We start from the raw sequence: 19,739 nt of genomic DNA, 5'->3' as shown, positions 1-19,739 counted from the left end.
GCGACGGGCGTTCCGTCGCGCCCGACCCTGCATTTAAATCTGTGTCAGGTTGACGATGAGTTCCAGCACTGAATGGCGGCGCCGGGCGGATCAGCTGATTACGCTGATCGACGAAGCGCTGAACAGGCAAGTCAATGCCATACTGCACCATCCCGATTTCCAGGCGATGGAGGCGAGATGGCGTGGGCTTGCCATGCTCGTGCACGAGGCAAGCCGCAGCGGCGATGTCAAGGTCAAGCTGCTCAGTGTCAGCTGGCGCGAACTCGCGCGCAGCATGGAGCGCGCCAGCGATTTCGATCAGAGCCATCTCTTCGAACTGATCTACAGCCGCGAATTCGGAATGCCGGGCGGCGAGCCCTTCGGCCTGCTTGTTGGTGATTATCACCTTTCTCCAACCGATCCCGCCGATGGCGATCCGGTCAGCACGCTGTCGCAGATCGGCATGGTGGCGGCCGCTGCCTTCTGCCCCTTCGTCGCCGGCGCTGCGCCGGCGGCGATCGGTCTGGAAGATTTTCACGAGCTGAACCGGGTCAACGACTTCTCCTGGCTCGCAAACGATACCGACCGCATCCGCTGGAACGGCCTTCGCGCAGGCGAGGATTCGCGCTTCCTCGGGCTCGCCGCGCCGCGCATCCTGATGCGCTCGCCACTGACGCCCCAATCGCGCCATCGCAATGACGGCTTTCCCTTCCGCGAAAGCATTGCCGCCGACGGCAGTTCGCTGCTCTGGGGCAATGCCGCTTTCGCCTTTGCGACTGTCGTCATCCGGAATTTCATCAATTCCGGCTGGTTCGCCGATATCCGCGGCGTCACGCAGGATGCCGTCGACGGCGGCCTGCTGAGTGCGAGCGAATTGCCGCCTTATGATTTCGGCACCGAAAGCAACGGTCTATCAGCCCAGGCGCCGGTGGAACTCCACCTGACCAGCGGCCAGGAGCAACAGCTCTGCGATCTCGGCATCATTCCTGCCGCGACCACCTATCTCTCCTCTTCGGCGATTTTCAATTCCAACCAGTCGCTGCATGCGCCGCCGCATTATTCCAACGAGCACGCCCGCCAGAACGCGCGGCTCGCCGCCATGCTGCAATATGTGCTCTGCGCCTCGCGCTTCTCGCACTATCTCAAGGTCATCATGCGCGACGAGATCGGCCAGCTCTCCGATGCGATCTCGATCGAGCGGAAGCTGGCGGACTGGCTGACCGCCTATACGCTCGGCAACGACGACGCCGATATAGCGCTTCGCACCCGTTTCCCCTTGCGCTCCGCCGGCATCAGCGTCGCCGAAATTCCCGGCAAGCCCGGCAGCTTTTCCTGCACGGTCCGCCTGCAGCCGCATTTCCAGCTCGATGACGTCGCCACGAGCTTCCACCTGATCGCCGAGACCGCGACCACAGGCCAGATCCTGAGCCGCCCCGTCGCTATGCCCCAGAGGATGTCCGCATGACGCTTTCCGCCAATATCGCCCAGTCGCTCAGCAATGACGCTCTCGACGAGGCGCTGGAAGAGGTCAAGGCGCACCTGAAGGCCAAGCCATCGGATCAGGAGGCGCGGCACCTCTATATCGATCTGCTGGTGCTATCAGGCGAATATGAGCGCGCCGACAATCAGTGCAGCCTCGCCGCCACCCTCTCCCCCGACGCGACCATGGGCTTTGCCCTGCTGCGCAACGAGCTTCGGGCGATGGCGGCGCGCGATGCATGGTTTGCAAGCGGCGCCGTACCGGAATTTCCGCAAGGGCCGAGCGACCTCGACAAGCTGGCGCTGCGCCTCGGCATCGCCCATCGTGAAGGCAATGCACGTGATACGAGGAATGCACTCGATGCGTTGGAAACCGTGAGGGGCGAACGTCCGCTAATCTGGAACGGCAAGGCGATTTCCGATTTCCGCGACCTCGACGACCGAATTCCCCATGCCCTCGAGGTCATCATGACCGGCGGCGCCTATCTCTGGATCGATTTCGCCAAGATCGCGGCAGTCTCCATAGAGCCGATCGCCCGGCCGCGCGATCTCGCCTTCCGTCGCGCTGAACTGTCGCTGATCGATGGTGCGGCTGCGTCGGTGCTTCTGCCGGCGGTCTATCACGGCACTGGCCAGGATGCGGCGCTCAGGCTCGGCCGCGAAACCGCGTGGATCGAGGAAGCGACCGGCATCACCACCGGCCGCGGCCAGCGCTGCTTCCTCGCCGGCGACGAACTCGTCTCCTTCCACGATACCCAGGAGCTGGAGATCGTGCCGGCAAGCTCCGCCGACAGGCAGGCCGCGCATGGTTGATCCGCTCGAACGCTACCGGCAACGCGACCGCGTCCTTGCCCGCTCGATCCTCGACAGGCTGATCGACGAGGCTCCGGATCGCGCCGCCGATCCACCGATGAGCTTCGTCGACCAAGTTCGCGAGATGCGCGAGGCGATCCGCCGCGATCTCGAAGCGCTGCTCAACACGCGGCGCTGCCCGGCCACGCCGCCGGCTGCCCTTGCCGAGCTGAAGGACGCGCTGGTGAGCTACGGTGTCGACGGCGTCGTTTCGGCCAATCTGATGACCGACGAGGCGAAGCTCAAGCTGGCGGCGGCGATCGAGCGGCGCATCGCGCTTTTCGAAACGCGGCTTTCTGATGTCAGGGTGACGATCCTGAAAAGCCGGACGATGACCGAGCGGGCGCTGCGCCTGCGCATCCAGGCGAGCTTCCGCCTGCATGAAGGCATGCCGCCGATCAGCTTCGAATCGACCATCGACCCGTCCACCCAGCGTTTCCTGGTGGAGGCCGCGCATGGCTGAAGGCTTCCTGCACCGTTACAACGAGGAACTGCTGGCGCTGCGCCGCCGGGCCGCACGTTTTGCCGATGCCTTCCCGAAGATCGCCGGCCGCCTGCGCATGACCGGCGACGTCGCCGACGATCCGCATGTGGAGCGCCTGATCCAGAGTTTCGCCTATTCGGCCGCCCGCGTGCGCCAGAAGCTCGACGACGAATTTCCCGAACTGACCGATAGCCTTCTCGAAACGCTCTATCCGCATTACCTCGCGCCGCTACCGTCGATGAGCATCGTCAAGTTCCGGCCGAGCGATACGCTCGCCTCGGTCCAGACCGTGCCGCGCCATACGGAGATCCTGGCCGAGCCGGTGCGTGGCGAAGCCTGCCGCTTCCGCACCACGCAGGACGTGGAGATGGCACCGATCGAAATTACAAGCGCCACCCTTTCCGGCCAGCCAGTCAATGCGCCGCTTTCGCCCTATGCCGGCATTGCCGGCTGCCTCAGGCTCTCCATCCGTTCGCTCGACGTCCGCAAGCCCTTCGGCAGCCTCGGCGTGAGCCGGCTGCGCCTGCATATTCCCTCTCCCTGGCAGCAGGCGGTGGCGATTTACGAACTGCTGGCCAACCACACGCTCGGCATCGCGCTCGCCAAACATGCGGACGACCGTTCTCCGGTCTTCCTGCCGGCGAAAAATCTCAAGCCGGTCGGCTTCGAGCCTGAAGAGGCCATGCTGCCCTATCCGGCGCCGAGCTTTACCGGCTATCGGCTATTGACCGAATTCTTTGCTCTGCCGCGGAAGTTTCTGTTTCTCGACATCGAAGGACTCGATGCCTGGTCGGGAGAAACGCTGGAACTCTTCATCTATCTCAAGGAAAGCGACGCAAAGCTCGAGCGCGCCGTGTCGGTCCGCGACTTCGCACTCAACGCGACGCCGGTTGTCAACCTCTTCCGCCAGGTCTGCGAGCCGATCGCCATCGACGGCACGCGCACGGAATACCGGCTCCTGCCCGATGCACGGCGCCAGAAGACCCGCGAGATCTATTCGATCGACCGGGTGCTGCTGACCGGGTCGCGCGGCCAGGAGGAATTCTGCCAGCCCTTCTTCGGGCGGTCGCAGCGGGCAGGCACGAGTGCCACCTATTGGCAGGCCTATCGCCGTTTCGACGAAGACGACAGAACGAGCGACATGGACATCGCCTTCGTCGACCGGCAGCGCCGCTCTACCGGTCCCGTTGATACGGTCGCGAGCGTCGATACACTCTGCCTCAACCGCGACCTGCCGGAACAGCTTCCCTTCGGCGGCGGCCACCCGTTCCTGCAGCTCGCCTCCGGCCATGAGGCGGTGGCCGGGGCCGACGCGCTGATCCCGCCGACGCCCTCGGTCCGGATGAACGACCGGGAGGGCCGAAACTGGCGGCTGATCTCGCACCTCGTCCTCAACCACCTCTCGCTCTTCGACAATGGCGGCGCGGCGCTGAAGGACATCCTGTCGCTCTACGCTTTCCGGGACAGCCCCGAGACGAAACAGTTGGTCGATGCGCTCGTCCGCATCAAGGCTGCCAATTCGACCGCCCGTCTCGGCAGCGGCGGCATGGTGCCAGGCACGGAGATCGCACTGGAATTCGACCCGGCCGCCATCGACCGGCCCTCGGCCTTCCTGTTCGGGAGCCTGCTCGACCGCTTCTTCAGCCTCTACACCTCGGTCAACAGCTTCACCCGGCTCACAGTCGGCATGAAAGGGCAGTCGAGACCGATCGCCCGATGGCCGGCGCGCGCCGCCGAACGCCCGCTTCTCTAAGGAAGGACCGCCAGCCAATCATGGACATGCAAACCGCCAGCAAGCCAGACGCGCTGACCGACCTGCTCGAGCGCGACCCCGGCCGCTTCGAGCCGGTGACGGCTTTTCGCGTCGCGCAGGCGTCGGTCGGCGAAGGGCGGCTCGATGTCGCCGCCCATGTCGGTGTCTCGCCGGCGCCGCTTGCGGTCAGCGGCTACAAGCGCAAGGCCGGTCGCGCCAGCCTGCGCAGCGCCCTTGCCGGCCTCGTCGGCGCGCTCGGTTCCATGCCTTCGGCCTATAACGAACTCATCATGCGAGAGGAGCGCAACCGGTCGCGGGCGCTCGCCGGTTTCTTCGACCTCTTCAGCGCGCGCATGGCGGAGCTCTTCGCCGATGCCTGCGAAAAATATCGTATCGCCCGGCGCCTGCGCTGGGGCGGCACATGGGCAAGCAATGCCTTCCTCACCACGCTGCTCTCGCTCACCGGCTTCGGCACCAAGCGCCTCGTCGAAAAGAGCGGCGTCGACGAGGAGCTGATCCTGCGCTTTTCCGGCTTCTTCGCCGCACGCAACCGCAATGCCGTCAACCTGCGCGCCATGCTGACCGAATTCAGCGGCCTGCCGGTGGAGATCGAATTGTTCCGCGGCCGCTGGCTGACCATCCCGATGGAGGAGCGCAGCCGCATGGACCGGCCGCAGGGCGTGCAGCTCGGCGTCAATGCGACGGCGGGTGCGGCGATCCACGATTTCAGCGGCGGCTTTCGCATCGTCATCGGTCCGCTCGGTTATGCCGACTATCTCTCGCTTGCGCCGGGCGGGCGCGCCATCACCGAACTCTTCGCCCTGGCGCGCCTCTATGTCGGCGCAGCCCTCGACTTCGACATTCAGGTCATCCTGAAGAAGGAGGACGTTCCCTTCTGCCGGCTCGGGCAGGCCGGCGATCCGCCGCGCCTCGGCTGGAACAGCTGGGCGCGGATCGCGCCGGCGGCAAAGGACAGCGGCGACGCGGTGATCGTCGAGCGGCTGCCGGCCGAAGATGCGGTGAGGAGGCGAGAATGCGGCTCGAACTGAGAGAGATCACCAGCGATACGACGGTCACCCGGCCGAAATGGTTCTTCGAGCGCGGCCGGCGCACGCTCGGCCGGGCGCCCGACTGCGACTGGCGGCTGCCGGAGGACCGGCGCTCGATTTCGAAACTCCATTGCATCATCGAGCGTGACCGCGACGGCTTCCTGCTGCGCGATCAGAGCGCAAACGGCTCCCGCGTCGACGGCGTCACCGTGCATGAAGGCGAGATCGCCAGGCTTTCCGACCGGTCGCGGCTGGAAATTGGCGGACTAACCTTTTCCGTCCACATATCAGGCAGCCGTGACCAGGAAATCGAAGATCCCGATGCCGGGCTGGTGCTCAGCGACGAGCCGCTGACCATTTCCGCGATCCTCGCCGACATCGCGCCGGGCGGCCGTACCGCAAGCGGCATTCTCGGCGAGCGCGCCGCCGATGATTGGGCCCTGCCCGAACAGGGCGGCAAGAAGGGTGCGCCTTCTTCCCGCAATGTCGAGATCGGCTGGAGCGGCCCGCCGGAGACCCGTTCGCTCACCCAGCTTCTGCCGGAGGATTGGAACTCCGACGAGACCGATTACGGAAGCCACCTCGAACATGGCGCGGCCACCCACGTCTCCGTGCCCATCGCCCAGCGCCGGCCTGATGTGATCGCGATCGTCAACGACAACGATCCACATCCCGAAGCCGAGGCGTTTCCGACGCTGACGATCGGCCGGCCCGAAGCTTTGACGGACCGTCTGGAGCCGCTGCTCGCCCGGCTCGAAGAGGCCGTCGAAGGTGCCTACGGTGTCTTCGAGATGAATGCGCCTTCCTCCAGCCGGGAGCAGGATTTGCTTGCCGGCAGGGAGGAAGCGCTCCTCGCCCGCCTCGAGGCGCTGCTCGGGCAACAGCTCAAGCTCAATTCCGGACTCGAGGCCCTTGTCCAGGCGGCGGGCCGGCTGGAGCCGCGCATTGTCGAAGCACGGGTCGAGACCGGCGCCTGGGGTCTGCCCTGGCGGGACCGGAACTATTGGCAGGCCTACCGGGCGGAATTCGAAAAGGACGGCAAGAACCGGTCGATCCAGGATGTTTTCCGCGACGCGATATCAGGCGCGGTCAACGGCAGAGAGGCAGGACCTCGTCCGCAAGACAGGCAGGAAGGAAAAGACGCGCATCATGAGGAATGAGAACCGGGTAGCCTGGAGCGAAGGCATGTTCCTTCGCGTGCAGCATTTCCAGCAGGCGGACCGCTGGACCGAGCGGCTCGTGCGCACCGCCACGCACGGCCTGTCGCCCTATCCGTGGGGCATAACGGAGATCGGCATCGACCGCGGCGCGCTGGCGATCGGCCAGTTCGCGTTGTCGAACCTGCGCGGCGTGTTGCCCGACGGCACGCCGTTCGAAGCTCCGGTCGATGCGGATCTGCCGCCGCCGCTCGATCTCGACGAGAGCACCAAGAATGCGATTATCTATCTCGCGCTGCCCGCCCGCCAGCCCGGCAAGGCGGATGTCGCGCTGAACGGCGGCGCTCAGCGCAACAGCGTCCGGCTTGTCGCCTCGCCCTATGAGGCGCCTGACGCCAATGTCGAAACCGACTTCATGGCGCCGATCGATGTCGGCCGCCTCAGCCTGCGCTATCTCAGGACCGGGGACGAGCTTGCCGGTTACGAACTGATCGGACTCGCGCGCATCATCGAAGTGCGTTCCGACAGGGCGGTGATCCTCGATCCCGATTATATCCTGCCGAGCCTCAACTGCACGGCCGCCGGCCGGTTGAACGAATTGATCACCGAGCTTCTCGGCATCGTGCGCCACCGCGCCGAGGCCATCGCCGAACGGATCGGCGATCCCACCATCCGCGGCACGGCGGAGGTCGGCGACTACCTGCTCCTGCAGATCCTCAACCGCGCCGATCCGATGCTGAAGCATATTTCGGCCAATGCGACGCGCATCCATCCTATCGTCTTTTACGAGAACTGCATCCAGCTTGCCGGCGAACTCGCCACCTTCACGACCGACCGTAAGCGCGCCACCGACTTCCCGCCTTACCGGCACGACGACCTGAAGGCGACCTTCGCCGCCGTCTTCGACGATCTCAGAGCCTCGCTTTCCTCGGTGCTCGAACAGGCGGCCGTGGCAATCGAGCTTGCCGAACGCCGGCATGGCGTCAGGATCGGCACGATCAACGACCGCACGCTGCTTCGCGACGCCGGCTTCGTGTTGGCGGTCCGGGCCGAAATGCCGGCCGAGGACGTGCGTCGCAAGCTGCCGGCGCAGATCAAGGTCGGCCCGGTCGAGCGCATCGCCGACCTCGTCAACGTGGCGCTGCCGGGCATCCCCGTGCGGCCGCTGCCGGTGCTGCCGCGCCAGCTCCCCTATCGCTCCGGCACCATCTATTTCGAACTCGACACCAAGAATCCGCTCTGGAAACAACTCGACACTTCGGGCGCCATCGCCGTGCACCTCGCCGGCGATTTCCCCGGGCTCGAAATCGAACTGTGGGCCCTCAGAGAATGAAGAACGAATCCGCTTCCAACTGGCAGAATCTTCCGACTATCGTCGAACTCACAGAAGATGGCGTGATGAAAAAGCAATCCGCCCGCAAGATGGCGGAGATGCTGGACGACGTTCTCGATTTTCCCGAAGGCGGAAAGGCAACGGAACCGGCGGGAGCGCCTGCAAAGGGCGGAGCATCCGTCGAAACGCTCGTCAAGGATTTCCGCTTCGGGGCCGAGGACGTGCCGACCCTGGTGCGCTCGGCAGCACCGCTTCTCAACCTTGCCCATGGCCTGCGCTACACCGAAGAGCAGCCCGACATCCATGAGCTGCGCGCGGTGGCGATCGCAGCGGTCGGCCGCTATGAGCGGGATCTCGCGAGCGCGCGCATCAGTCCCGAGCGGGCGCGCGCCGCCCATTATGTCGTCTGCGCCACGGTCGACGACGTCGTCCTCAGCAAGGCCTGGGGTGTGCGCGCCGGCTGGGCTCGCTCGGGCCTTGTCTCCACCTTCCATATGGACGTGACCGGCGGCGAGCGGGTGTTCGATCTGCTCGACCATTTCCATCAGAGCCCCGGCGCCAACAAGGACCTGCTGCTCCTCATCTATCTCTGCCTGTCGCTCGCCTTCGAGGGCCGCACCCGCGTCTCCGCGCGCGGCGGGCTGGAACTCGCCCGTATCCGCGACAGCCTCTACAAGACGCTGCTCGGCCAATACGGCGTCTTCGAACGCGAGCTTTCCCCGCATTGGAAGGGCGTTTCCGCCCGGCACCAGCCGCTGCGGACCGCCGCCGCGCTCTGGACGCTTCTTTCCGTCCTGACGCTGATCCTGGCGCTCGGCTACCTCTTCTTCACCCTTTCGCTCAACCGCGCCTCCGACGGCACTTTCGAGCGCCTGGCCAACCTGCCGCCGCGCGACACCCCAAGCGTGCTCATCGACATTCCTGAGCATCCACGCGAACCTCCGCCTGTTGTCGTCGCCGAAACCCCGCCGCCACCTCCCCCGCCGCAGGTGAAGCCGCCGAGCCGGCTCGACAATCTGCTCGCCTTCCTCCAGCCGGAGGTCGAGAAGAAGCTGGTCACGCTGTCGGATTCGAACGGCAGGCTTTTGGTCCGCATCAGCAATTCCGGCCTGTTCGCCACCGGCAGCGCCGAAGTCAGCGAGAAATTCCACGATCTGCTGCAGCGGATCGGCGGCGCGCTCGCCGCGGAAAAATTCCGCGCCGTCGTGGTGGGCTATACCGACAATGTGCCGATCCGCACCGTTCAGTTCCCCTCAAACTGGCACCTGTCGGAAGCCCGCGCGAAGGCGGTCGGCGACATATTGAGCGCATTCACCGGGCCGGGCGCGATCCTGACCGAGGGACGCGCCGACAGCGATCCGATTGCCGCCAACGACACGCAGGAAGGCCGGGAAATGAACCGCCGCACCGAGATCCTGGTGCTGACCGATCCGAGCGAACGGCTGAGCGACGCGGGTTTCAAGACGTCGCCGATCGAGGCCGAAAACCCCAATGAACCGGCGCCCGCAGCAGGAGGCGCTCCGCGATGAATCCCTTAAGCTACTTCTATACGCTGCGTTCCTATGTGGAGGCCTATGCCGGCCTGCTCGGCCGCCGCTTCATCTCGGTCATCTGGGTGGCGGCGATCTGCATCGTCATCTGGTTCTACGGCTATCTCGCCGCCTACGGCGACGTCAAGCCGCTGGCGAGCGCCTCGGCACGGCTGACGCTGATCGGCATTGTCATCGCCGCCTGGCTCGCCTACCTCGTCCTCACGGTGATCCGAGACCGCCGCCGCGACAAGCAACTGGTCGAAGGGATCGAACGTGACGCCGAAGCCGAGGCTGCGGCCAGCCAGCAGGCTGAGGTCGGCGAGATCCACAGCCGGTTGAAGGAAGCGCTGCAGCTCTTGCGCCGCATCACCAAGCGACGTTTCGGCTATATCTACGAGCTGCCCTGGTATGTGATCTTCGGCGCGCCGGGCTCCGGAAAGACGACGGCGCTCACCAATTCCGGCCTGAAGTTCCCGCTCGGCGATGCGCTCGGCAGCAATTCCGTGCAGGGCATCGGCGGCACGCGCAACTGCAATTGGTGGTTCACCGACGAGGCCATCCTCATCGATACCGCCGGCCGCTACACGACGCAGGACGATCTGAACGGCACCGCCAAGGCCGGCTGGGAAGGCTTTCTCGGCCTCTTGCGCAAATACCGCCGTTCGCAGCCGATCAACGGCGCGCTGGTGACCTTGTCGATCGGCGATCTCTTGACGCGCGACCCCGAAGCGCAGCGCGAGGAAATCAGGGCGATCCGCCAGCGACTGTCCGAACTCGACGAACTCCTGCATGCGCGTGTGCCGGTCTACCTGCTGCTGACCAAGGCCGACCTCTTGACCGGCTTCGTCGAGTTTTTCGACGGCTTCAACAAGAGCGATCGCGAACAGGTCTGGGGCACGACCTTCGGCCTCGACGAGAGTTACAAGGCGGCAAATCTGCCTGACCGTTTCGTCGAAGAATTCACCCTGCTGCAGCAGCGCGTCGACGCCATGCTGATCGAGCGCCTGCAGCAGGAGCCCAATCCGGAGCTGCGCGGCCGCATCTTCCGCTTTCCGGCCGAGCTCGCCTCCCTGAAGGAGCGCCTGCACGACGTCATGACGGAGTTGTGCTCGGGTTCGAAACTGGTGGAGTCGCCGCTCCTGCGCGGGATCTATTTCGCCTCCGGTACCCAGCGGGAGGAAACCGTCGCCGTTCCCCGCCTGCGGCGCAGCTACTTTCTCTCACGCCTCTTCAAGGAGGTGATATTCGGCGAGGCCTCTCTGGTTGCTCGCGACAAGCGGCTTTCGGGCCGGCAGCTCCTTTTCCGTCGCGCCGCCTATGCGAGCGCGGTGCTGCTCCTTGCCGTCGTGCTGACAAGCTGGACGGCTACCTATTTCCAGAACACCACCGCGCTCGCCGGCGCGGAAAGGCGCATCGACGCCTATGAGCAGCTGGTGCGCGGCGTGCCGGTTCGCGACGTCTCGGATGCGGACTTCCTGCGGATCCTGCCGGCGCTCGATAATCTCGCCGCCGTCACCACCGATTTCTCCAAGAGCCGCGTCTGGCCGGTAAGCCTCGGCCTGGACCAGGAGAGCAAGGTCGCGAGCCGCCAGCGCGAAGCCTATCAGCGGGCTCTGAACACGCTGCTTTTGCCGCGCATGCTGGTGCAGCTTCAGAAGGAGATGACCGAAACCACCGACGTCACCCGAACCTTCGACGCGCTGAAGCTCTACGGCATGCTCGGCGGGCTCGGCCCTGTGAATGCGGACTTTGCCTCGCTCGAGGCGGAGGACATGTTCACCAGGCTCTATCCCGATGAAGGCAGGGCCGCGGCCCGGCAGGCGCTGATCGCCCATGCCGAAGCCATGGCGCGCGGCGCGCTGCCGCCGATCGAACTCGACAAGACGTTGATCGCCAAGGCGCGCGCGATCATTCGCTCGCAGAATATCGCCAGCCGCGCTTACGATATCCTGGCAGAGTACCGCGCATCCCGCGCCCTTCCCGGTTGGAGCCCGGCCGGCGCGCTCGGGCCGCTCGGCGAACAGGCGTTCGAGCGCACTTCCAAAGCGCCGCTCGGCGAAGGCATTCCCGGCCTCTTCTCCGCGACGGGCTATCGCACCGTCGTTCTGCCCGGGATTACCGACGCCGCGCGCGAAGCGCTCGACGAGCAATGGGTTCGCGGCGATCTCAATCCCGCAGGCGTCACGGTCGACACAGTCGCTCTGGCCACACTTCAGCTTTACTTCGATAATTTCGATCAGCGCTGGGCCACACTTCTCGCCGATATCAGGGTAAAACCCTCGCAGACGATCGGCGATGCGGCCGAAACCACCCGCATCCTGGCCGGCAAACCCGGTCCGGTGGAGACGATCGCGAAATCGATTGCCGCCGCAACCGACCTGCGCGCACCCGGCGCCGAGATCGCCGCCGCCGGCGACAATCTGCCGGCATCGACCACGGCGCACGCCAGTGCCGCGAATGCGCCCGATCCCTTCGGGCGTCTGCGCGACGCGCTGAAAGCACCTTCCGGCCGGTCTCCAGCCACCGACCAGTCCAAGGATGCGCCGCGATCGGAGATCGGGCAGTTGGAGCCGATCCTGCAAAGAGTGCAGGAACAGCTTTCGCGCGCCACGACCTCGACCGCCGAAGTCGCCAAGGTCTTCGACGTGGACAGCCAGTTGACCGAGGCCAATCAGGATCTGTTGCAGCAGGCGCGCAAACTACCCGCCCCGGTCGACACCTGGATGGCAGGGCTTGCCGCGGATGTCGGATCGCTGGCCGTCAAATCCGCCCGGTCCCGCATCAGCGACGCCTGGGCCGCAGAGGGCGCCGGCTTCTGCTCGCATGTCGTTACCGGCCGCTATCCTTTCGACCGGAGTTCGGCTCGCGACGTCGCGATGAGCGATTTCGTCAGGTTGTTCGGGCCGGAAGGCCTGTTCAAGACCTTCTTCAAGGAGAATCTCGAAGCCTTCGTCGATACCAGCGCTTCGCCATGGGGCTGGAAGGGCACCTTCGGCGCGGCGAGCATTCCGAGTGCTGCGATCGCCCAATTCGAGAATGCGGACAAGATCAACCGTGCCTTCTTCCCGGCCGGCAGCGAGAACCCGTCGATCACGATCAACGTCAAACCGGTGTCACTGACAGATGCGGCGAGCGCCGTGATGCTCGAGATCGAGGGCGAACGTGTCGTCTATTTCCATGGCCCGATCCAATCGAAATCGATCACCTGGCCGTCGACGGATGCCAGCAATGCGTCGCGCATCGCTTTCCAGCCGGGTGGCTGGCAGCAGGCCCTGACGGAGAACGGCGACTGGTCGCCCTTCCGGCTGTTCGACGCTGCCAATGTCATCATGCAGGGCGACGACCTATTCCGGGCGAAATTCCAGCAGGATAACCAGGCGGCGGAGTTCGACGTGCAATTCGGCTCGGTGCTCAATCCCTTCCGGCTGGAGGCGCTCGGCGCCTTCTCGTGCCCGGCACAATTCTAATCGGCCCGGTATGAACGAGCGCGCCACCCTCGAGCGAAATGCCGCCGAAGCCGACAGGATCGGCTTCTACGGCAAGTTGCCGAGCCATGGCGATTTCGTTTCGATGGGGCTCGGCCGCAGCCTGCAATCCGCGCTCGATGCCTGGCTGCAGGCCGGGCTGCAGGCGGCGCATCAGGAGCTCGGCGAGGATTGGGAACGCCGTTTCCGCACGATGCCGGCATGGCGTTTCATCGTCGAACGCGGTCTCTGGGGATCGGCGACCGTTGCCGGCGTCCTGCTGCCCAGCCTCGACCGCGTCGGCCGCAGTTTCCCCCTCATCATCGCCGCCCAGCTTCACGGCTTCGCCGAGCACCCGCGCCAGCTCTACCTCGACGACGCATGGTTTACGGCAGTTGAGGCGATCGCCGAAAGCTCGGCCAAACGCGATTTCGACATCAACCAATTCACCGCAAGCCTGAAGCGGCTGCGGAGCTTGCGGCCGGCCGATCTTGCGGAAAACGAGACAATGCAGGACAGAGCCTCCAGCCGAGGCACGATCTGGTGGCACATCGATCCGGAGGAACGACGGGCCAAGGGTTTCGGCGTCAGCGGCGCGCCGGAACCTGCACATTTCGCCAAGCTGCTGCGCGAGAGTTCCGGCATGGTCTCACCGCCGCCGCAACCCGAAACGCCCGCGTCACCGCGCCCTGTGATTGTCGAACCGCATCATCATTCCCTGGTTCTCCGGCACAGCCACGCCACACATCCCGGCACACGGCTCAACGTCAATGCCGACGCGCTGCTCATTTCTCAGACGCCCTCGCTCTTTGCCGTCGCCGATGGCGTCGGCGACGGCAATGCCGCTACCGAAACCGGCAAGCTCGCCGTCCATGTGCTGGCTGAAACCGCCCCGCACGAGACGATCGAAGCTCTGATGCAGGAAATCAAAGGCAAGCTCGGGCGCGCCCACGGCCTGCTTCAGTCGGCCCATCTTTCCGAGGGGCGCGAACCATCAGCCGCCAGCATCGTGGTATTCGCAGCCCTTCCGGAAAGTTGCGCGCTGCTCTGGGTCGGCGATGCCCGCTGCTATCTCCTGCGCGACGGCATGATGCGCTGCCTGACCCGTGACCATGTGGACGTCGGCCTTCGGCGCACGCTCTCGCGCGCCATCGGCATGCGCGGGCATCTCGTTCCCGAAACCCGCTTCGGCGGGTTGCAGGCCGGCGACCGGCTCCTGCTCTGTAGCGCGGCCCTTCCGAACGCCGTTCCCGAGCGCAGCATCGCCGAAATTCTCCTTTCGGCAAAAATCGAAACGGCGGCCGACATTCTCGTGCAGGAAGGGCTGATCGCCAATTGCCGGGAAAACCTGAGCGCCATCGTGATCGACGTGACCACCGATGACGCATGATCATTTCGTGGATTTCGAGGAGATCGCGCGTCGCTTTTCACACCTCTGGCAGGCATTGAACCACGGTGCGGATCGTCCCCATTCGCCCGAGACCCGGCAGATCCTGATAGACCGGGTCAGGGACGCGCTCGATCGTGGCGAGGCCCGCCTGAGCGATACCGGTTCCGAGATCGTCGCCAACAGCTTCGTGCTCGAAGCGCTGGTTCATGATGGCGCAGCCACCCAGGTCTATCGCGCCCGCCATCGCGATCTCGGAACGCTTCACGCGATCAAAGTGCCGCGGCCCGACCACGCCGATGACCCCGTGTTGAGGAAACTCATGCTGCGCGAGGCAGAAGTCGGGATGAAGCTCCGCCATCCTCATATTGTGGGAATGCAGACCGTACTGCGCCTTGCCGACGGACGTCCTGCCCTGGTCATGGAATGGCTCCGGAACCGGCTTGCGGATCGCTTGCAGGAAAAACCCTTATCTCCGGATGAAGTCATCTCGATCATGACTTCGGTGCTGTCCGGCCTGGTGGCCGTCCACTCCGCCGGTTTCGTGCATTGCGACTTGTCGCCGCTCAATCTTCTCTTTGCCGACGGCGATCTCTCCAGCTTGAAGATTGCCGATTTCGGCATCGCGATCGAGACAGGCTGCCGGCATGGCCAACTCGACCTCGCCTTCGCCGGCCAGCCGGATTTCGTATCACCGGAGCAGATGGCCGGCGAGCCGCTCGACAGACGATCCGATTTGTATGCCGCGGGGCTTCTGCTGTCCCTGCTCCTGCGCCATTGCGACGGGGAAGGCGAAGAGCTTCCGGCTTTGGCAAGACGCCTGTCGCAGCGCAATGCCGAAGACAGGCCCGAAAATGCGAAGGCCGCCTTGCATCTGCTCGGCGGCCCCCCAGAACATACGGCAGACGCTTAATTGCCGCTCGAACCGGGGATCGGCGCTGCGGCCGTCGGCACGCTCTTCTGGTAGACGTTGAAGAACTTCGCAAAGTCCACCAGGCCCGCATTGCTGGCGTAGATGATATCGCCGTCCATCATCTGGAAGCGCTGCATCAGCGCGAGATTGGACACGTCCTTCATGTTGACGCGGTAGATCACCGGCTTGCTGCTCAGCACAACCGGCGCTGCGGTCTTGCCGTTCGCCGCGACCTGCGTATAGACCGGCTGATTGCGCAGCACATAGAAATTGCTCGCATCGGCGCGGTCGTCGAGCAGGCCGCCGGCGCGGCCGAGTGCCTGGACGAGCGTCAGCTTGCCCGGCTGAAATTCGAATTCGCCCACACTCTTGAAGGCGCCGAACGCGGTGAAGGTCGGCGCGTCCTTGTCGACATAGATCTGGTCGTCGGGCAGCAGATAGACGTTCTGCTTGTTGTCGTCGATGACACGCTGAAGCGGCACGGTGGCGCGCTGCCTGCCGCGCATCAGCGTGACGGTCGCCGAGCCCGGATCGGAAGATGCGCCGCCGGCAAGTGCGACCGCATCGAGCACGCGCTCCTTGCGGGCGGTCAGCGGGAAACGCCCGGCGGCGCGCACGTCGCCATTGACGGTGAAACCGCTGGAGGGCCGGTCGACCACGGTGACGACAGCCTGCGGATTGACGGCCGAACCCTTCAACCCGGTGACGATGCGCGTCTGCAGCGCCTCGGGGGAGGAATCCACCACCCGCTGCTTGCCGATGAAGGGAAGCGTCACATTGCCCGTCGAATCCACCGTGAACCGGCCGAGATCGAGGGTCTTGCTCTGGGTCGAGGAGAACAATCCATCCTCCCCTGGATCGAGAATTGTCACCTCGATGACGTCGCCGCGCCTCAGCCTCGTATCGGCGAATCCGCTCGAGCGCATGGTGCTGAGGCCGGTATCGGTGGCGGCATAGGCAAGCGGGGCTGACGTTACCGGACCAATCGGCGCTTCCGAGAGCCTGACGACAGGGATTCGTTCGTTACCATTCGGCGAAGTGGCATTGTAAAAACCACCGGCAGTTGGCCCATCGGATGGCCGAGCGCATGCGCTAAGAACTGCGACAAGGACCAACGGCGCCAGCTTTCGCATCAGGTATCCTTTTGGCAATGTTGAGAGAATCGGAAAATATCAGCGAGAGATGACCGAGCAATACCAGTTGCACGCGAAAAATCAATTGTGACAGCTCAGAGGCAGTCCAGTGTGACTATTTAGCAACCATAGCTGTGGGTGGAACCAAGTCCTGCATCTGCGTATTCGTTCAGAACTACCTTCATAGCGGATGAGCAATGGCCCTGCACATCAAACGAATCTACGAGCCGAAAGAAGACAGGGACGGCACGCGCATTCTGGTCGACAGGCTATGGCCGCGCGCCTTGAAGAAGCAGGAGGCGGCAGTCGATGTCTGGCTGAAGGAAATCGCGCCGAGTCCGGCGCTGCGCCGATGGTTCGGCCACGACCCCGCCAAATGGAGCGAATTCCAGCGCCGGTACCGCGAAGAACTCAAGGAGAATTCATCCGTTGTCGAGGAACTCGAACGCTGGATCGGGCGGTCGGACGCCACGCTTCTTTATGGCGCGAAAGACCAGGCCCACAATCATGCGATCGTGCTTCAGCATTTAATCGCCGAAGACTGAAACGGCCGGCAACCATTTCCCGCTTTGAAAATTCCGGGAACCTTTTCGATCGATCTGCATCCAATGCTCGCTTCCATCCGACATAAGGAGACAGATCATGTTCAAACGAATTCTCGGCGCAACCTTCATCGCGGCATCACTCGGCACCGCCGCGATCGCCGCCGATGCCAAGCCGACCGACCCTCAGATCGCCCACATCGCCTACACGGCGGGGCAGATCGATGTCACCGCTGCGGAGCAGGCGTTGAAGAAGAGCAAAAACGCCGAGGTCCTCGAATTCGCCAAGACCATGGAGCGAGACCACAAGGCCGTTAACGACGAGGCGCTCGCCCTCGTCAAGAAGCTGAAGGTGACGCCTGAGGACAATGCGATCAGCCAGTCACTCTCGACCCAGGCGAGCAAGGAACTGAAGACGCTTGACGGCCTCGACGGCGCGGCCTTCGACAAGGCCTATGTCGAAAACGAAGTCGTCTATCACAAGTCGGTCAACGATGCCCTTACCAAGGTGCTGATCCCTTCGGCGCAGAATGAAGAGCTGAAATCGCTGCTGGAAACAGGCCTGACTTTGTTCAAGCAACACCAGACGCATGCCGAGCATCTCGCTTTGATGATCAAGTAGGCTTGCGATGGGGTCGCTGACAAAATTGTTGCCGCTGTTGTTGACGCTGCTCTGGGCAAGCAGCGGAGTGACCTTAGCAGCGGAATATCAGCTTACCATCACCGGCATGAAGTTCGGCCCAGCGCCTGCCGAGCTGCATGTCGGCGATGTGATCATCTGGCGCAACGATGATATATTCCGGCATACGGCGACGGCTCGTAACAAAAGCTTCGATGTCGACCTGCCGCCGAAATCGCAGGCGCGGATGACGGTCGGCCGGGCGGGAGCGGTCGATTTCTATTGCCGCTTTCATCCCGCCATGACGGGAAAACTGAAGGTCCGGCCGTAGGCCGGGCTCCGATCAAGCAAGGTGGAGATTTTCCATGGCAGCCATTCCGGTTCCGGTCGCGCCACACCGGCAGCACATATCGACACTCCCCGATGCCGAGCTCGTACCCCTTGCAAGACAGGGTGACGAGCCCGCCATCCGTGCCATCGTCCAGCGTCACAATCAGCGCCTGTTCCGCACGGCGCGCGCCGTCATCCGCAGCGATTGGGAAGCCGAAGACGTCGTGCAGGCCGCCTATGTCAAGGCCTTCACCAATCTCGCGACATTCCGCGGCGAGGCCGAGCTTTCGACATGGTTGACCCGGATAACGCTCAATGAGGCGCTGGGCCGCGTGCGCGCACGAAAGAACACCACCGGGCTTGAGGAAATCGACATGCAGACGACATTGCGGGGCGGCGAAATCCTTCCGTTTCCCTCCTCACTCTCTGCAACCGATCCGGAAATCGAGCTGTCGCGGAGCCAGGCGCGGCATCTTCTCGAACAGGCAGTCGATGACCTTCCGGACGAATTTCGCGCCATCTTCGTGCTGCGCGAGGTCGAGGGCATGAGCACGGAGGAGGCCGCATCCTATCTCGGCATCAAACCCGAAACGGCGAAGACACGGCTGCACCGGGCACGGAAGATGATGCGCCAGTCAATCGAAAAACAGCTCACCGGCGCCTTCTCGGCCCTCTTCCCCTTCGACGGCGCCCGCTGCGCTTTCATGGCCGACCGCGTCACTGCGGCCCTTCGCCAGACATCGTGATATCCAGCACCGTCCGGCCTCGATGCCTCAACGCGAGGCGGGCAGGCCGTATTTCTTCTCAAGATCGTCAAGCATCAGGTTTGCCGCGATAATGCCGCCGGCCGTATTCCAGATGGCGTCGCTGACAGCGTCGACCTTGCCCGCCTTGACGACGGCGAGGTTCTTCCAGAGCGGATCGGAGGTCCAGTCTGCGGCGGCGGCCGCCGTCTTGCCGTCGCCGGTGTCGTAGACGAGGTAGAACAGCCGGTCGCCTTCGAACTCAGGCGTGCGCTCCTTCGTCACCTCGTCGGCGAATTCCATCCGGTCCTGGTTTGCCGGTCTGCCAAATCCGACCTGACTCAATATGTTGCCGGCGAACGTATCCTTCAGCAAAATCCGGGTTCGTCCGGGCATGAAGCGCACCAGCGAAATCTTTTCCGCCTTCTTGTCCCCCAGCGCCTTGCTGATCGCCGCGACGCGATCGTCATAGGCCTTGAAGGCCGCATCCGCCTCCGGCAGCTTGCCGACGGCCGTAGCGTAAAGCTTCATGTTGCCCTTCCAATCGCTCCTGATCCGCTCGGAAAGGACCGTCGGCGCAATCGCCGACAGCTGAGAATAGATCTTCTCCTGGCGGAACTTGGTGCCGAGGATCAGATCAGGCTCCAGCGAGGCGATCAGTTCGAGATTGACGGCCGACTCATCGCCGACGACTGTCACGCCGTCCATCTGCTTGGCGATATGGTCGTACCACGGTTTGCCCAGCCAGGAGCGCACGGCCCCGACCGGTGTGATGCCGATCGCAAGCAGCGCTTCCGTCCCCTCATTGGTCAGAACGACGATCCTCTGCGGCGCATCCGGCACTTCGGTCATGCCCATGGCATGGGTGACTTCGCGCGCACTTGCCGCACTAACGGCGATGAGGGACAGGAAGGCTGCGAACACCGCGAGCAGGATGGATTTCGTACGCACAGACGCCTCGAACTTGACAATCGAATGATTTTCCGACCA

General features: G+C 64.1%; 17 protein-coding genes. 15 read left to right on the top strand and 2 right to left on the bottom strand.

All coding sequences use genetic code 11. The features are described from left to right. Window positions 1-55 precede the first annotated feature (55 nt). From tssC to GA0061105_RS14015, 11 genes are read left to right on the top strand one after another with little or no spacing between them, the layout of a single operon-like run. The gene (gene tssC, locus GA0061105_RS14065) at window positions 56-1,444 is read left to right on the top strand and encodes a type VI secretion system contractile sheath large subunit (RefSeq protein WP_092750810.1); all 1,389 of its coding nucleotides are present in this window, start codon (window positions 56-58) and stop codon (window positions 1,442-1,444) included. After that, window positions 1,441-2,271 (top strand): type VI secretion system accessory protein TagJ, encoded by an 831-nt coding sequence (locus tag GA0061105_RS14060; RefSeq protein WP_092750808.1) that lies wholly within the window; start codon window positions 1,441-1,443, stop codon window positions 2,269-2,271. The genes tssC and GA0061105_RS14060 overlap by 4 nt, the downstream gene beginning before the upstream one ends. Next, window positions 2,264-2,773, top strand: a complete 510-nt coding sequence (gene tssE, locus GA0061105_RS14055; protein WP_092750806.1) for a type VI secretion system baseplate subunit TssE — start codon at window positions 2,264-2,266, stop codon at window positions 2,771-2,773. Before GA0061105_RS14060 ends, tssE begins: the two co-directional genes overlap by 8 nt. After that, complete coding sequence (gene tssF, locus GA0061105_RS14050) at window positions 2,766-4,547, top strand: type VI secretion system baseplate subunit TssF (protein ID WP_092750804.1); 1,782 nt, start codon at window positions 2,766-2,768, stop codon at window positions 4,545-4,547. The genes tssE and tssF overlap by 8 nt, the downstream gene beginning before the upstream one ends. Before the next feature lie 20 nt (window positions 4,548-4,567). Next, the gene (gene tssG / locus GA0061105_RS14045) at window positions 4,568-5,596 is read left to right on the top strand and encodes a type VI secretion system baseplate subunit TssG (RefSeq protein ID WP_092750936.1); all 1,029 of its coding nucleotides are present in this window, start codon (window positions 4,568-4,570) and stop codon (window positions 5,594-5,596) included. Continuing rightward, window positions 5,581-6,756, top strand: coding sequence for an FHA domain-containing protein (locus GA0061105_RS14040; RefSeq protein WP_092750802.1), 1,176 nt, complete (start codon window positions 5,581-5,583; stop codon window positions 6,754-6,756). The genes tssG and GA0061105_RS14040 overlap by 16 nt, the downstream gene beginning before the upstream one ends. Further along, complete coding sequence (gene tssK, locus GA0061105_RS14035) at window positions 6,746-8,086, top strand: type VI secretion system baseplate subunit TssK (RefSeq protein ID WP_092750800.1); 1,341 nt, start codon at window positions 6,746-6,748, stop codon at window positions 8,084-8,086. The genes GA0061105_RS14040 and tssK overlap by 11 nt, the downstream gene beginning before the upstream one ends. After that, the gene (gene tssL / locus GA0061105_RS14030; protein ID WP_092750798.1) at window positions 8,083-9,615 is read left to right on the top strand and encodes a type VI secretion system protein TssL, long form; all 1,533 of its coding nucleotides are present in this window, start codon (window positions 8,083-8,085) and stop codon (window positions 9,613-9,615) included. Before tssK ends, tssL begins: the two co-directional genes overlap by 4 nt. After that, window positions 9,612-13,085, top strand: a complete 3,474-nt coding sequence (tssM, locus tag GA0061105_RS14025; protein WP_092750796.1) for a type VI secretion system membrane subunit TssM — start codon at window positions 9,612-9,614, stop codon at window positions 13,083-13,085. The genes tssL and tssM overlap by 4 nt, the downstream gene beginning before the upstream one ends. A gap of 10 nt (window positions 13,086-13,095) precedes the next feature. Next, window positions 13,096-14,472, top strand: coding sequence for a type VI secretion system-associated protein TagF (tagF, locus tag GA0061105_RS14020; protein WP_092750794.1), 1,377 nt, complete (start codon window positions 13,096-13,098; stop codon window positions 14,470-14,472). Beyond that, window positions 14,462-15,382 (top strand): serine/threonine-protein kinase, encoded by a 921-nt coding sequence (locus GA0061105_RS14015; RefSeq protein ID WP_092750792.1) that lies wholly within the window; start codon window positions 14,462-14,464, stop codon window positions 15,380-15,382. The genes tagF and GA0061105_RS14015 overlap by 11 nt, the downstream gene beginning before the upstream one ends. Here GA0061105_RS14015 and GA0061105_RS14010 read toward each other — a convergent pair. Further along, window positions 15,379-16,515, bottom strand: a complete 1,137-nt coding sequence (locus tag GA0061105_RS14010; RefSeq protein WP_092750790.1) for a polysaccharide biosynthesis/export family protein — start codon at window positions 16,513-16,515, stop codon at window positions 15,379-15,381. The genes GA0061105_RS14015 and GA0061105_RS14010 overlap by 4 nt on opposite strands. 197 nt (window positions 16,516-16,712) lie before the next feature. On the opposite strand from GA0061105_RS14010, the gene GA0061105_RS14005 reads away from it, so the two are divergent. The 4 genes from GA0061105_RS14005 to GA0061105_RS13990 all read left to right on the top strand — a co-directional run bounded on the left by GA0061105_RS14005 (window position 16,713) and on the right by GA0061105_RS13990 (window position 18,752). Beyond that, on the top strand, window positions 16,713-17,060 hold the full coding sequence (locus GA0061105_RS14005; RefSeq protein WP_092750788.1) for a DUF488 domain-containing protein: 348 nt from the start codon (window positions 16,713-16,715) through the stop codon (window positions 17,058-17,060). A gap of 97 nt (window positions 17,061-17,157) precedes the next feature. Continuing rightward, a complete protein-coding gene (locus GA0061105_RS14000) occupies window positions 17,158-17,679 on the top strand; it encodes a DUF4142 domain-containing protein (RefSeq protein ID WP_092750786.1) in 522 nt (173 codons plus the stop codon). A 7-nt stretch (window positions 17,680-17,686) separates the two neighbouring features. Further along, the gene (locus GA0061105_RS13995) at window positions 17,687-18,007 is read left to right on the top strand and encodes a cupredoxin domain-containing protein (protein WP_064696862.1); all 321 of its coding nucleotides are present in this window, start codon (window positions 17,687-17,689) and stop codon (window positions 18,005-18,007) included. 34 nt (window positions 18,008-18,041) lie between these two features. Beyond that, the gene (locus GA0061105_RS13990) at window positions 18,042-18,752 is read left to right on the top strand and encodes an RNA polymerase sigma factor (RefSeq protein ID WP_092750784.1); all 711 of its coding nucleotides are present in this window, start codon (window positions 18,042-18,044) and stop codon (window positions 18,750-18,752) included. A 27-nt stretch (window positions 18,753-18,779) separates the two neighbouring features. On the opposite strand, the gene GA0061105_RS13985 is transcribed toward GA0061105_RS13990, so the two are convergent. Continuing rightward, window positions 18,780-19,700 (bottom strand): ABC transporter substrate-binding protein, encoded by a 921-nt coding sequence (locus GA0061105_RS13985; protein WP_245304327.1) that lies wholly within the window; start codon window positions 19,698-19,700, stop codon window positions 18,780-18,782. Window positions 19,701-19,739 lie beyond the last annotated feature (39 nt).

The sequence above is a fragment of the Rhizobium aethiopicum genome, assembly GCF_900094625.1.
Taxonomy (GTDB): domain Bacteria; phylum Pseudomonadota; class Alphaproteobacteria; order Rhizobiales; family Rhizobiaceae; genus Rhizobium; species Rhizobium aethiopicum.
The sequence above is the reverse complement of the archived record's forward strand: the minus strand, read 5'-3'. Positions and strand labels throughout refer to the sequence as shown.